Annotated in this window: 10 protein-coding genes and 1 pseudogene; 3 read left to right on the top strand and 8 right to left on the bottom strand. The window is 60.3% G+C overall.

Annotation, left to right across the window (positions count from 1 at the left end):
* Positions 1 to 16 precede the first annotated feature (16 nt).
* Complete coding sequence (gene metH, locus FHX09_RS15240; RefSeq protein WP_132590658.1) at positions 17 to 3790, bottom strand: methionine synthase; 3774 nt, start codon at positions 3788 to 3790, stop codon at positions 17 to 19.
* Positions 3791 to 3962: 172 nt separating this feature from the next.
* Between metH and FHX09_RS15235 the strand changes: the two genes are divergently transcribed.
* Both FHX09_RS15235 and FHX09_RS15230 read left to right on the top strand, forming a co-directional pair.
* Complete coding sequence (locus FHX09_RS15235; RefSeq protein ID WP_184450342.1) at positions 3963 to 5222, top strand: AGE family epimerase/isomerase; 1260 nt, start codon at positions 3963 to 3965, stop codon at positions 5220 to 5222.
* Between the two features lie 163 nt (positions 5223 to 5385).
* A complete protein-coding gene (locus tag FHX09_RS15230; RefSeq protein WP_183720533.1) occupies positions 5386 to 6639 on the top strand; it encodes a D-arabinono-1,4-lactone oxidase in 1254 nt (417 codons plus the stop codon).
* A 119-nt stretch (positions 6640 to 6758) separates the two neighbouring features.
* Here FHX09_RS15230 and FHX09_RS15225 read toward each other — a convergent pair whose 3' ends face one another.
* From FHX09_RS15225 to FHX09_RS15195, 7 genes and pseudogenes are all read right to left on the bottom strand, one after another.
* Complete coding sequence (locus tag FHX09_RS15225) at positions 6759 to 7250, bottom strand: heme-degrading domain-containing protein (protein WP_132590654.1); 492 nt, start codon at positions 7248 to 7250, stop codon at positions 6759 to 6761.
* An 87-nt stretch (positions 7251 to 7337) separates the two neighbouring features.
* Positions 7338 to 7949, bottom strand: a complete 612-nt coding sequence (locus FHX09_RS15220; RefSeq protein WP_183720497.1) for a flavin reductase family protein — start codon at positions 7947 to 7949, stop codon at positions 7338 to 7340.
* Between the two features lie 3 nt (positions 7950 to 7952).
* Entirely contained in the window at positions 7953 to 8696 is a 744-nt protein-coding gene (locus tag FHX09_RS15215; protein WP_183720500.1) for an aspartate/glutamate racemase family protein, read from the bottom strand.
* A gap of 5 nt (positions 8697 to 8701) precedes the next feature.
* Complete coding sequence (locus FHX09_RS15210; RefSeq protein ID WP_007802433.1) at positions 8702 to 9523, bottom strand: ABC transporter permease; 822 nt, start codon at positions 9521 to 9523, stop codon at positions 8702 to 8704.
* A 1-nt stretch (position 9524) separates the two neighbouring features.
* A pseudogene (locus FHX09_RS15205) lies at positions 9525 to 10355 on the bottom strand (ABC transporter permease); the annotation flags it as partial.
* A 157-nt stretch (positions 10356 to 10512) separates the two neighbouring features.
* Positions 10513 to 11811 (bottom strand): PotD/PotF family extracellular solute-binding protein, encoded by a 1299-nt coding sequence (locus FHX09_RS15200; RefSeq protein ID WP_132590648.1) that lies wholly within the window; start codon positions 11809 to 11811, stop codon positions 10513 to 10515.
* A 30-nt stretch (positions 11812 to 11841) separates the two neighbouring features.
* Positions 11842 to 12924, bottom strand: coding sequence for an ABC transporter ATP-binding protein (locus tag FHX09_RS15195; protein WP_132590647.1), 1083 nt, complete (start codon positions 12922 to 12924; stop codon positions 11842 to 11844).
* 268 nt (positions 12925 to 13192) lie between these two features.
* On the opposite strand from FHX09_RS15195, the gene FHX09_RS15190 reads away from it, so the two are divergent.
* Entirely contained in the window at positions 13193 to 13906 is a 714-nt protein-coding gene (locus FHX09_RS15190; RefSeq protein ID WP_132590646.1) for a GntR family transcriptional regulator, read from the top strand.
* The last annotated feature ends 12 nt before the right edge of the window (positions 13907 to 13918 follow it).

The following is a 13918-nucleotide window of genomic DNA, read 5'->3' as shown; positions in this document are numbered from 1 at the left end:
CTGAAGACGCAGCCGATCAGGCCGCGTCTTCGATTTCCTCGTCACGCTTGCGCGGCACGTAGTTGAGAACCGGGCCGAGCCAGCGCTCGACCTCAGCAACGTCCATGCCCTTGCGGGTGGCGTAGTCCTCGACCTGATCCCGCTCCACCTTGGCGACGCCGAAGTAGTAAGCGTCGGGGTGACCGATGTAGATGCCCGAAACGGAAGAGCCCGGCCACATTGCGTAGCTTTCAGTCAGCTTCACCCCAGCCGCCTTCTCGGCATCGAGCAAGCCGAACAGCGTCTTCTTCTCGGTATGGTCAGGCTGCGCCGGATAACCCGGAGCAGGACGGATACCGGCGTATTCCTCGGTAATGAGCTGCTCGTTACTCAGATACTCGTCCTTGGCGTAGCCCCAGTATTCGCGGCGAACCTGCTCGTGCATGCGCTCGGCAAAGGCTTCTGCAAAGCGATCAGCCAGCGCCTTTACGAGGATCGACGAATAGTCGTCGTTGGCCCGTTCAAAGCGTTCCGCAATCGCGACCTCCTCGATACCAGCCGTGACGACGAAGCCGCCGACATAGTCCTGAACGCCGCTTTCGACAGGTGCAACGAAGTCCGACAGTGCGACGTTCGGCCGGCCATCACGCTTCGACAGCTGCTGGCGCAGCGTGAAGAAGGTGGCAAGCTCATCCTTGCGGCTGTCGTCCTTGAACAGACGGATATCATCGCCGACCGCGTTCGCCGGCCAGAAGCCGATGACCGCACGCGGATGGAACCACTTCTCCTCGATGATCTTCGCCAGCATCGCCTGCGCATCGGCCCACAGCTGGCGTGCCGCCTCGCCCTGCTTCTCGTCTTCCAGAATTGCCGGGAAACGGCCGCGCAGTTCCCAGGTCTGGAAGAACGGCGTCCAGTCGATGTACTTGGCGATCTTCGCGAGATCGTAGCCGTCGAAGACCTTGGTACCGAGGAAGCTCGGCTTGGTCGGCTTGTAAGCCGTCCAATCGACCTGCTGCACGTTTTCGCGGGCTCGTGCCAGCGGCAGACGCACCTTCTCGGCCTCGCTGCGCGCATGCGCGGCGGCCACCTTCGCATATTCGGCGCGGATATCGGCCACGTAGCCGTCGCGGCCCTCGGGCGACAGCAGCGATGAGACGACACCAACGGCGCGGCTGGCATCCGTCACGTAGACAGCCTGCCCCTTGTTATAGCCAGGATGGATCTTGACCGCCGTGTGAACGCGGCTCGTCGTTGCACCGCCGATCAACAGCGGCAGATCCAGTCCCTGCCGCTCCATTTCAGCGGCGACATGCACCATTTCGTCGAGCGACGGCGTGATCAGGCCGGAAAGACCGATGACATCGACCTTCTCGGCAACAGCCGTTTCGAGGATCTTCGTTGCCGGTACCATGACGCCGAGATCGATGATCTCGTAATTGTTGCAGGCGAGCACGACACCGACGATGTTCTTGCCGATATCGTGGACATCGCCCTTCACGGTCGCCATGAGAATCTTGCCGGCAGCCTTACGGTCGTCGCCGCCGTTCCGGCGTTTCTCTTCCTCCATGTAGGGAAGCAGCACGGCAACCGCCTGCTTCATTACGCGGGCAGATTTGACGACCTGCGGCAGGAACATCTTGCCGGAGCCAAAGAGATCGCCGACCACGTTCATGCCGGCCATCAGCGGGCCTTCGATGACGTGCAGCGGCCGCGCGGCCTGCTGACGGGCTTCCTCGGTGTCGGCCTCGATGTATTCGGTGATGCCGTTGACCAGCGCATGCTCCAGCCGCTTCGCGACGGGCCATTCGCGCCAGGAAAGATCCTGTGCCTTTGCTTCTCTTGTGCCAGCGCCACGGAAGCGTTCGGCCACCTCAAGTAGCCGCTCGGTCGCATCGGCGCGGCGGTTCAGCACCACGTCTTCGCAGGCTTCGCGCAGTTCCGGATCGATCTGGTCGTAAACGGCAAGCTGCCCGGCGTTGACGATCCCCATGTCCATGCCCGCCTGGATGGCGTGGTAGAGGAACACGGCATGCATCGCCTCGCGCACCGGCTCGTTGCCGCGAAACGAGAAGGACAGGTTCGAGACGCCGCCTGAGATATGCACCAGCGGCATCGTCTTGCGGATCGTCCGCGTCGCCTCGATGAAGTCGACGCCGTAATTGTTGTGCTCCTCGATACCGGTCGCGACCGCAAAGACGTTCGGATCGAAGATGATGTCTTCGGGCGGGAAGCCCGCCTTTTCGGTCAAGAGCTTGTAGGCGCGAGCGCAGATCTCGACCTTGCGCTCGTAGCTGTCTGCCTGCCCCGTCTCATCGAAGGCCATGACCACGACGGCCGCGCCATAAGCGTGCAGCAACTTTGCCTGGGCGAGGAAGTTCTCTTCGCCTTCCTTGAGCGAGATCGAGTTGACGATCGGCTTGCCCTGAACGCGCTTCAAACCGGATTCGATGATCGAAAACTTCGACGAGTCGATCATGACAGGCACGCGAGCGATATCGGGCTCAGCCGCGATCAAGTTCAGGAACTCGACCATCGCCCTTTCGGAATCGATCAGCCCCTCGTCCATGTTGATGTCGATGATCTGCGCGCCGTTTTCCACCTGGTCGCGCGCCACATCGAGTGCTGCCGTGTAGTCGGCATTGGTGATCAGCTTGCGGAACCTCGCGGAACCCGTGACGTTGGTGCGCTCGCCGACGTTGACGAACGGAATGTCCTTGGTCAACTCGAAGGGCTCGAGACCCGACAGCGACATAAAGGGGCGATGCTCGGGGATCGGACGCGGCTTGTACTTGGCGACGACTTCGGCAATCGCCTGGATATGTTCCGGCGTCGAACCGCAGCAGCCGCCAACGATGTTGACGAGGCCTTCGCGCGCAAAGCTCTCGATCTGCGCCGCCATCAATTCCGGCGTCTCGTCATACTGGCCGAACTCGTTCGGCAGGCCGGCATTCGGATAGGCGCAGATGAAGGTGTCGGCAACGCCTGACAGCTCCTGCAGGTGCGGACGCATGGCGTTGGCGCCGAGCGCGCAGTTGAGGCCGATCGTGAACGGATTGGCGTGACGCACCGAATTCCAGAAGGCGGACGGCGTTTGGCCGGACAGCGTACGGCCGGAAAGATCGGTGATCGTGCCCGAGATCATCACCGGCAGGCGGATTCCCTTCGCCTCGAAGCGCTCCTCGCAGGCAAAGATTGCGGCCTTGGCGTTCAGCGTGTCGAAGATAGTCTCGATCAGGATAATGTCGGCGCCGCCGTCGATCAGGCCGTCTATCTGCTCGCCATAGGCGATGCGCAGATCGTCGAAGCTGACGGCGCGGAAGCCCGGATTGTTGACGTCGGGCGAAATCGAGGCGGTGCGGTTCGTCGGGCCGATGGCACCGGCGACGAAGCGGCGGCGGCCATCCTCGCGCTCGGCGCGGACTGCCGCACGGCGCACGATCTCGGCGCCTTCCTTGTTGAGGGCGTAAACCTCGCCTTCCATCGCATAATCGGCCTGTGCAATGCGTGTCGACGAGAACGTATTCGTCTCGAGAATATCGGCACCGGCCTTGGCATATTTGTAATGGATCTCTTCGATCGCATCCGGCTGCGTCAGGATCAGAAGGTCGTTGTTGCCCTTCTGGTGGCAGGCACAGCCAATGAAGCGGTCGCCGCGGAAATGGTCTTCATCGAAGCCCAGCCCCTGGATCTGCGTGCCCATGGCACCGTCAAGAACAAGGATACGTTCGCTGGCGGCTTTCTTGAGCGCCGCAAACACTTCACTTCCGTCGCGCTTTGCCCCTTCGGAACCAAACAGAGTATCAAACACGGGCGGACTCCTTGACGTCGTTACAGGCCAATTGACCAAATCACATAAAGATATCTTTATGTCAATATATGCCTCGCATGTGGCACCTTTGCGGCGCTGGGCAGATGACAGACTCGGGTGGCCCCTATATAGGCGGTTGCGAAGGCTTTGTGCACGAAATCGGAGGAGTATCATGGCACATGCAATCGGCGACGCCGCGCTCGGAAACTGGACCACCCGCGCATACCACCGCAATTGGCTGCTTGCACAGGCAAACGGGCTCTTCGATTTCTTCCAGCACAACTCCGTCAACCCGAAGGGCGGTTTCTTCGATCTCGACGACACCGGCAAGCCGCTCAATGCCGCCGGCCAGGTCCGCCCGATCCATATAGCCTCCCGGGCCATTCACTGCTTTGCGATCGGCACCCTCCTCGGCCGTCCCGGTGCCGCCGGCGTCGTGGATCACGGTATGCAGTACATCTGGAAGCATCACCGCGACACCAAGAACGGTGGCTACTTCTGGTCACTCGACGACAACGGCCCCGTCGATTCAAACAAGCAGGGCTACGGCCATGCCTTCGTCCTGCTTGCAGCCTCCTCTGCCAAGACGGTTGGCCATCCGCTTGCCGACGGCATGCTTGCCGACATCACCGACGTCCTGAACACCAAGTTCTGGGAAGCCACGCACGGCGCCATCGCCGAGGAGTTTACTGCCGACTGGCAACCGCTCGACGGCGGCAACTACCGCGGCCAGAACTCCAACATGCACCTGACCGAAGCGCTGATGGCTGCCTTCGAGGCAACTGGTAACCGCGACTATCTGGCCAAGGCCGAAAGCATTGCCGACCTCGTCATCCGTCGCGCAGCCGGTTCTGTCGGCTGGCGCGTCGCCGAGCACTTCAGCACCGATTGGGGCCTCGACAAGGACTACTATCATCCGAACGAAATGTTCCGCCCTGCAGGTACTACCCCCGGCCATTGGCTGGAATGGACCCGTCTCATTCTTCAACTCTGGGTGCTCGGCAACAAGAAGCATGACTGGATGCCGGATGCGGCCAAGAGCCTGTTCTCGCAGTCGATCGCCCTCGGCTGGGACGACAATAAGGGCGGCTTCTTCTATACGCTCGACTGGCAAGACAAGCCCGCCAAACGCAACAAACTGTGGTGGCCTGCTTGCGAGGGTGCCGGCGCCGCGCATTTCCTGAACGAACATCTGCCGAGTGACTATCACGAGGAGCACTACCGCAGGATCTGGAACGTGATCGAGCGCTCCTTCATCGATCACAAGAATGGCGGCTGGCATGAGGAGCTAACGGAAGACCTAGTGCCTGCCCATACGATCTTCCCTGGCAAGGGCGACATCTACCACGCCCTGCAGGCCTGCCTGATCCCCCTCTTCCCGGCAACCGGCAGCCTGACCAAGGTCATTCCCGAAGCGGGCGGCAAGATCTGATTTGAAGCGAGCGCCACCTCAATGGCGCTGGACTATCATTTCAAGTGATATCGCGTCGGTGCCGTGACTTGAGCGGAGGGTTCGATGCGGCGCACCGGCGCAAACGACGACGCGCGTGGAATGGCTGTGCAATAGAGAAACAAATCGGTACGAGGTTTGGTTTATGAGGCGGATTCCAACGACCAATTGGGCGGCAAGCTTTTCCTATGGCTTTCGAGACTGCCTCTACCCGTCTTCTATGGATGCGGTTTGCGAAATCGTGGCCCGATCGCCAAAGATAAAGGCCGTGGGCTCAGGCCACTCATTCAATGCAATCGCCGATGGTGAAGTTGCCCTGTCGCTTGCCGAGCTACCGATCAACCCTGTCATCGAAGGCGATGGAACACAGGTTTCCATAGGCGCTCATTGCACCTACGGAGAGCTTGCGCTTTTCCTCCATCGCCATCATCTGGCCGTTCATAATCTAGCCTCGTTGCCGCATATTTCGATCGCCGGAGCAATTGCCACGGCAACGCATGGGTCAGGCAACGGGAACGGCAATCTGGCAACTGCGGTTTCCGGGCTCGAAATTGTTTCAGGCGACGGCCGCCTCGTAAACGTGGCACGCGGCGATGCCGATTTCCCGGGAATGGTGGTGCATCTGGGCGCGCTTGGCGTCGTTACGCGCGTAACGCTTGACGTCCAGCCAGAGTTTCAGGTCGCGCAGTGCGTCTACGAAGGATTGACCTGGGACAAGCTGTTGGCCAACCTCGATGAGATCATGGCCGCAGGCTACAGCGTGAGCGTGTTCACGCAATGGGGTCAACAAGCGGGATCGATTTGGGTCAAGAGAACAGCATCAGCCAATGAATGGCCCGCCGCCATCTATGGCGCAGCACGAGCGATGGTCAAGAGGCATCCCATAAGCGGATTGGATGCGCAAAATTCCACGGAACAGTTGGGGCAGTATGGCCGATGGTCCGATAGGCTCCCGCACTTCAAGATGGGGTTCACGCCCAGCAGTGGTGAGGAGATACAGTCCGAGTTCCACCTTCCACGGGAATATGGAGTGGCCGCCATCGACGCGTTGCTGTCAATCCGTGAAAGGTTTGCGCATCTGGTGCAAGCAGCGGAATTCCGAACGGTCGCAGCGGATGAGTTGTGGCTCAGTCCTCAATATCACCGCGACACCCTGTCGATCCACTTTACCTGGATTCGGGATCAGGAGGCCGTGAACGCGGCTGTGGAGCACATTGAGCAGACCCTGTCGCGTTTCATGGCCCTGCCGCACTGGGGTAAGGTCTTCACCCGGCGTCACATCGGGGCCAAATATGAAAAGCTTCCCGAGTTTGTCCGCCTTCGAGACAGGATGGATCCGGAACGGACGTTCTCTAACCTATGGTTGGAAGATGCGATACTCGGCTCGAGTGGAAACTGAGCTCTGCCGCGAACGAGGTTGTCTACGTCGGCTCGCTCGACTGCAGCCGTCCGCCCCATTCAAGAAAATTGCTCGTAGCGTAAACCTGGTGTGTCAAAACACACCAGGCGAAACCGCAGTCATGCCAGGCGAAGTGCTTCGATGTCCTTCGCCAGCATCAGTGCCAGCGCCTCGACCGCAAGATTGTGGTCGTCCCGTTGCGGCAGTCCAGATACGGTGACAGCGCCGATGCAACCAGTACCCTTCACATTGATCGGGAAGCTGCCGCCGTGCGGAGCATAATCGGCATCGGCGAGACCATTGTCGGCAACCGTCTTGCCCTTCTGCTTGAGATCGAGACCGATCGCATAGCTGCTCCTGAAATAGCGCAGCACCAGATTGCGTTTGCGCCGCACCCATTGAACGTTGTCAGGCGTGACGCCGGGGAGAGCAGCATAAAAGACCGGCATTGAATGCAGCGTGACATCAATCGCGATGCCGAGACCGCGCTCGGTTCCAAGCTCCTGCAGGAGCTTGCCGAGCTGCCATGCGGTCGTGAGATCGAAGGCGTCGAAACTCAACACCTCTTCCTGTTCTGCGATCCGGTTGAGGTCTTCGTCGGGCATGGTCACGGGTGCTTCCTCTCCTGCAATGCTTTTTCCTGAACAAATGCAAGCGGAATGGAAAAGTAAAGCGGAATCGTGGCGATGCCCGGGAGCTTACAATTTGGGCGTCAGCATTTCGAAGCGGTCGCGGATCGTCGAACAGGTATCACCGCCAAGACGCGCAATGGCATCGATCTCTGCGGGATCGACGCGCAGCCGGTCGGGGTCAACGACGCCGTCGCGATAGTGCGCATAGACGATTTCACCCATGATGATCTGCCGCGACTTCCCGAGCTCCAGCGTGACGTGGCGCCTGCACTCGAAGGCTGCTGGGGCTTCCGCGATCCATGGCGAGGCTACCTTCTGGCCAGGCATCGCCGTCAGTCCCGCCTCCTTCAATTCGTCGACACCACGCGGATATTTCGACCCGCAGACATGCATCGCTTCGGCGATGGCAAAAGACACGATGTTGACTGTGAAGACCTCGGTCATGCGGATGTTGTGGCCAGTATCCTTGAAAGACATATCCGGGTTGTTCTCGACGCCGAGCGCCAGGATCGGCGGATCGGCGGACAGGCAGTTGAAGAAGCTGAAGGGTGCCGCATTGATGCGGCCATGCTCGTCCACTGTCGTCACCAGCGCGATCGGCCGTGGAATGATCGTAGCGATCATCAGCTTGTAGCGCTCGCGCTCGGTGAGCATCTCGAAATCGAAAGAGACCGACATGGATCAGCCTGCCGCCCTTATCGGCCCAAAAGCGCCCATCGCGCCTGTATAGGGTTTGGCCAAAGGAGATGCATACGAGCCGCGCTTGCTGGTTGACAAGCCGAGCGACACCAGCGCTTCCGCCTGCTTGACCGCCGCGGCCACCCCGTCGACAACAGGCACGCCGTAAATATCCTGCAGCTCGCGCGCCAGATCGGTCATGCCTGCGCAGCCGAGCACAATCGCTTCCGCGCCATCTTCGCAAAGCGCTCGTTCGATCTCGGCCCGCAGCTTGCCGATGGCACCCGACGCAGGGTCATCGAGCTCGAGGACGGGGATATCCGAGGCCCGCACCTTCGCACGTCCGCCCATGCCGTAGCGCCGCACCAGATTGTCGATCAGGACCCGCGAGCGCTCCAGCGTCGTCACCACAGTAAACCGCTGCGCCAGGAATCCGGCCGTGGCGACCGCGGACTCGCAAAGCCCGAGAACCGGCACATCGGCAAAGGTCCGGGCAGCATCCAGGCCCGTATCGTCGAAACAGGCGACGACGGCGGCATCATAACCGTCGGTCCTCCGCTCCTTCAGTTCGGCGAGAAGCCCGGGGATTGCTAGCGCACCGTCATAATGCCCCTCGATCGAGACCGGCCCCATGCGAGAGGTGGCGGCGATGATATCGGTGCCGGCGGCCGCGACCGCGCGGGCGGCAACGGCCGCCTTCTCGGTCATGGATGTCGTCGTATTGGGATTGACCAAAAGAATGCGCATAGGGGTCAGCTTGTCTTTGCCTGGCGCCGGCGCAGCATGAGCATGATGCCGAGCGCGACGAGAATGATGGTGAAGGAAAACAGCGTCGTCACAGTGCCCAGCGCATAAAGCACCGGCGTCGTGACGTTGGTGGTCATGCCGTAGATTTCGAGCGGCAGCGTGTTGTAGCTGCCCGATGTCATCAGCGTACGAGCGAATTCGTCATAGGAGAGCGTGAAGCCGAAAAGGCCGACGCCGATCAGGCTCGGCGCAATCATCGGCAGCACGACATGACGGAAGGTCTGCCAGGAAGTCGCCCCGAGATCGCGCGCCGCCTCTTCATAGGCCGGCGAGAAGCGGTTGAAGACGGCAAACATGATGAGCACGCCAAACGGCAGCGTCCATGTCAGATGCGCGCCGAAGGCAGAGGAGTACCAGGCCGGCTTCAGCCCGCCCTGCTGAAAGACTACGCCGATCCCAAGCGAAATGATGATCGATGGCACCACGAGACTTGCGACGGTCGCATAGAAAAGCACGGTCGATCCGCGGAAGCGGCGGCGAAACGCCAGCCCCGCCAGCAGCGAGACGACGACGGTGACGACCATCACCATCAGACCCAGCGTAAACGATCGGCGGAACGAAGCACCGAAATCGCCCACCGCCTGCTTCTCGAAAAGGTTGTAGAACCAGTGAACGGAAACGCCGTTGAGCGGGAACGTCAGGCCGCCGTCTGGCCCCTGGAAGGAAAGGATCAAGATCGCCGACAGTGGCCCATACAGGAACAGCACGAAGACGAGGAAAAAGGCCGCGAGCACATAGAATTCGAAGGTGCGCTTCTCGTGGTTCATCTCACAGCTCCTTGCGGATATCGACGATGCGCAGGATCGCAGCGACCATCAGGAGGACGACGACCAGCAGCACGACGGCACTTGCGGCAGCCGCCGGATATTGCAGCAACGACATCTGGTTCTTCATCATCAGCGCCACCGAAGCGCTCTGCCCGCCGGACATGACCTGCACCGTCGAGAAATCGGCCATGACGAGGGTGACGACGAAGATCGTCCCGATCGCCATGCCGGGCTTTGCAAGCGGCAACACGACATTCCAGAGGATCTGCCAGCCGCTGGCGCCGGCATCACGCGCCGCCTCGAACAGCGAGCGATCGATGCGCATCAGCGTGTTGAAGATCGGCGTGACCATGAACAGCGTGTAAAGATGCACCATCGCGAGAACGACGGCGAAATCGGAATAGAGCAGCCATTCGATCGGCTGCGGCACGATGCCCATTTGCACCAGCGCCGAGTTGACCAACCCGTTGCGACCAAGCACCGGAATCCAGGAGATCATACGGATGATGTTCGACGTCATGAACGGCACGGTGCAGACGAGAAACAGGATCATCTGCGTAGTCGTCCGGCGGACATGGAAGGCGAGGAAATAGGCGACCCAGAAGCCGATGAAGAGCGTCAAGCCCCAGACGATCACCGTGAATTTCAGGGTGTTGAGATAGGTTTTCCAAGTAACCCATGAACCGAGCGTGTCGGTGTAGTTCATGGTCAGAAAGGCCGGATAGAGACCCGCAAAATCGTAATCCCAGAAACTGACAACCGCGATCATGGCGATCGGCAGGATGAAGAAGAAGCCGAGAATGAGGATCAGCGGCGTCGCCTGCAGATAAGAAGCTGCCCATGCCGGACATCCGATTCTTCGACGGCTTATCTGTTCCGATTGTTGCTCGGCCTGCGAAGACGCGATCGTCGCCATGTTCCGGTCTCTCCGTTGTTGACGCCCTCTCCCCAAAGGAACTGGGGAGAGGGCCTGGCAGAAGCGGTTCGCCTTAAGCGGCGATGAATTCGTTCCAGCGGCGAACCATGTAGCGGTCTTCGTCCATGACGGAGTTCCAGCACGCGACGTGACCCATGCGCTCTTCGAACGAACCACCGTCGCGAACGGCGCCGGCCTTCTCCATGACCTTGCCTTCCGGCGAGAGAATATCGCCTTGCGCCGGCTTGCCTTCGATCCAGTAACCCCATTCATCGGCGGTCATGAACTTCTTGGCCGTCTCCATGCAGGCCGAGTAGTAGCCCTGGCGGTTGAGATAACCACCGACCCAGCCGGAGGTGTACCAGTTGATGTACTCGTAAGCGGCGTCGAGCTGCGCGCCCTTAAGGTGCGAAGCGAGGCCGAGACCGCCGCCCCACGAACGATAGCCTTCCTTGAGCGGCTGATACTTGCAGGCGATGCCCTTGGAGCGGACGGCGGCAACGGCCGGCGACCACATGGACTGGATGACGACTTCGCCTGATGCCATCAGGTTGACCGACTCGTCGAAGCTCTTCCAGAAGGCACGGAACTGGCCGTCCTGCTTGGCCTTGATCAGGAACTCGATCGTCTTGTCGATCTCTTCCTTGGTCATGTTGCCCTTGTCGGCATACTTGATGTTGCCGAGCGCTTCCATGATCATCGCGGCATCCATGATGCCGATCGACGGGATGTTGAGGATCGAGGTCTTGCCCTTGAACTTCGGATCCATGATATCGGCCCAGGTGGTGATATCGCGACCGACGAGATCCGGGCGAATGCCGAGCGTATCGGCATTGTAGATCGTCGGCATCATGGTGAAGAGTTCGGTCTCGCCCTTGGCGAAGGTCTTGGCATCCGCGCTCTCGACGTAGCCGACCGTGTGCGGCGCCGTGCCCTGAGCGATGACGCTGTCCGGCTTCAGCTTGCCGGTCTTAAACAGCGGAACGACCTTGTCGTAGTACTTCAGCTTCTTGACGTCCATCGGCTGGATGACGCCAGTCGGATAGACCTTCTTCAGGATCCAGTATTCGATGTCAGCGATGTCGTAGCTGTCGGGCTGGGTCACGGCGCGCTGGGCAGCGGCGTCGGAGTCGGTCGCGGTCATCTCGAGCGTGATGCCGAGGTCCTTCTTGCACTGCTCGGCAATGGCGTTGATGTTCGAAACGCCGGTGCCGAACTGGCGAAGCGTGATGTTCGACTGCGCCCAGATGGTCGGAAAGCCCGTGATCAGGCCGGAGCCGGCGGCGGCACCGATGGCGGCGGCGCCGGTCTTGAGCAGGCTGCGGCGGGAAATCCCCGCTGCCGTCTTGGTCGTCTTCTTTTCGGTTGTCATGTCAGTTCCCCTTCTTTTTGCTGGTGAGGTTCATGCACGGCCAAGGAGGACCGCGTCCTCCAGAGCCCAACTCAGAGACACCGCATCGCCGACCGATACGGGCTTGGCGAAGTAGTCGCCGTCATTCGCGATGACCGTGAAGTCGTCACTACCCGCGCCGACAACGGTGATCTTCACCGACGCGCCGCGATATTCGATGTTGGAGACGAGGCCGTTGAAGCCGAGCGTCTTGTCGGCGGCCGTGTCGAGGCGCACGCGATCGGTGCGGATGCCGATGTCGACACCCTCGCCGATCTGCCTACCGTTGCCGCGCACCGCAAAGGTCTGTCCCTCCCGCACCTCAAGCGTCGTGACGCCATCCTGCGAGGAGACGACGCGACCGGACAGGACGTTATGATCGCCCATGAAGCGTGCGACGAAAGCGGTGGCGGGCTCCTCAAACACCTTGCGCGGGGTTGCCGCCTGCTCGATCTTGCCGTCGTTCATGATGACGATGATATCGGCCAGCGCCATCGCCTCTTCCTGGCTGTGCGTGACGTGGACGAAGGTAATGCCGAGCGTCTTCTGCAGCTTCTTCAGTTCTGCCCGCATACGGATCTTCAGAAACGGATCGAGCGCCGACAGCGGCTCGTCGAGAAGCAGCGCTTCGGGATCGGTGATCAGCGCACGCGCCAGCGCCACGCGCTGCTGCTGGCCGCCGGAAAGCTGCGCAGGCCGCCGCGTCGCATAGGCGTCCATATGCATCAGCTTCAGCATCTCGAGCGCCTTGGCGCGACGCTCTTCCTTCTCGACGCCCTTCATCTTCAAGCTGAAGGCAACGTTGTCGACGAGGTCAAGATGCGGAAACAGCGCGTAGGACTGAAACATCATCGCCGTGCCGCGCTGGGCCGGCGGAAAGTCGGTGACGACCGTGTTGCCAAGCCTGACATCGCCGGAGGAAATGCTTTCGTGTCCGGCAATCATGCGCAGCGTCGACGTCTTGCCGCAGCCGGAAGGCCCGAGAAAGCAGCAGTAGGAACCGGCCGGAATCTTCAGGCTAATGGAATTAACCGCCGTGGTGGCGCCATACACCTTGGAAATGGATACGATATCTATCTCTGCGGCTTTCGACATTGGTCTTCCTCTGTTTGAGAAAGCCAATGCATCCGCCGTGCCAGTTTCTATTGCAGCGCATCCAGCGTCGGCAAATCAAGGACTTGCTACCAAGATTGCGGCGCATTTCAGAATTCAGGCAACGTGCCGATATGCACACAAAATAGGCTATCGTTCGCAATTCGTGCAAATGATCGTATACAATTTAGCCGTCACTTTGCGCGCAAATTCCATTTAACTTTTGCGCGAAACGCAGATATCATTTCCCGGTCAGAAGGTATCCGAGTTCATGAAGCCCACCGCAACCGCCCTGCAGACCGCAGACGATTCAGCCGATACAGGCGCACAACAGATCCGCGACGCGATCCGCGATGCGATCGTGGAGCGGCGCCTGTCGCCGGGAACGAAGCTGTCGGAGGGTGATGTCGGCAACCTTTTCAATGTCAGCCGGACGCTTGCTCGCGCCGCCCTGCAGGCGCTTTCCTACGAGGGCCTTGTCAGCGTTGAAAAGAATCGTGGGGCGTTCGTCGCCTACCCCTCGCCGGAGGAAGCACGCCAGATATTTGCTGCCCGCCGCCTGGTCGAGCCAGGAATTTTGCGCGAGGCGGCAGCCAGAATTAAGCCTTCACAGATCCAGCACCTGAGGCAATTGCTGCTCGAGGAAGGCCGACTGATCAGCGAGCGGGGCCAGACAGCACGGCGGGCCGAGATCAAAGCTTCCGGCGACTTTCACCTGACGCTTGCCTCAATATCCGGCAACGCCATCATGCAGCGTTTCATGGATGAATTGGTTGCCCGCTCGTCGCTGGTGATCGCCCTTTACGGCCAGTCGACGATATCGAGTTGCGGCCATTCCGAGCATGGCGACATCGTCGCCGCGATTGAGCGAAACGATCTCGACGAGGCGTGCAGGCTGATGCTGCACCACATCGCGCACATCGAAGCAGACCTAGATCTGCGCGAACGCAAGAGCGTCGGCCTCAAGGAAGCTTTCGAACTATAGCAATTTTCGTTT

The organism is Rhizobium sp. BK538, assembly GCF_014197575.1.
GTDB lineage: Bacteria > Pseudomonadota > Alphaproteobacteria > Rhizobiales > Rhizobiaceae > Rhizobium.
The sequence above is the reverse complement of the archived record's forward strand: the minus strand, read 5'-3'. Positions and strand labels throughout refer to the sequence as shown.

What these genes read in the sequence shown, in the direction of transcription:
- FHX09_RS15235 (WP_184450342.1), top strand. Translation starts at nt 3,963, where the DNA reads ATGGCACATGCAATCGGCGACGCCGCGCTCGGAAACTGGACCACCCGC.
- FHX09_RS15230 (WP_183720533.1), top strand. Translation starts at nt 5,386, where the DNA reads ATGAGGCGGATTCCAACGACCAATTGGGCGGCAAGCTTTTCCTATGGC.
- FHX09_RS15220 (WP_183720497.1), bottom strand. Translation starts at nt 7,949, where the DNA reads ATGTCGGTCTCTTTCGATTTCGAGATGCTCACCGAGCGCGAGCGCTAC.
- FHX09_RS15215 (WP_183720500.1), bottom strand. Translation starts at nt 8,696, where the DNA reads ATGCGCATTCTTTTGGTCAATCCCAATACGACGACATCCATGACCGAG.
- FHX09_RS15210 (WP_007802433.1), bottom strand. Translation starts at nt 9,523, where the DNA reads ATGAACCACGAGAAGCGCACCTTCGAATTCTATGTGCTCGCGGCCTTT.
- FHX09_RS15200 (WP_132590648.1), bottom strand. Translation starts at nt 11,811, where the DNA reads ATGACAACCGAAAAGAAGACGACCAAGACGGCAGCGGGGATTTCCCGC.
- FHX09_RS15195 (WP_132590647.1), bottom strand. Translation starts at nt 12,924, where the DNA reads ATGTCGAAAGCCGCAGAGATAGATATCGTATCCATTTCCAAGGTGTAT.
- FHX09_RS15190 (WP_132590646.1), top strand. Translation starts at nt 13,193, where the DNA reads ATGAAGCCCACCGCAACCGCCCTGCAGACCGCAGACGATTCAGCCGAT.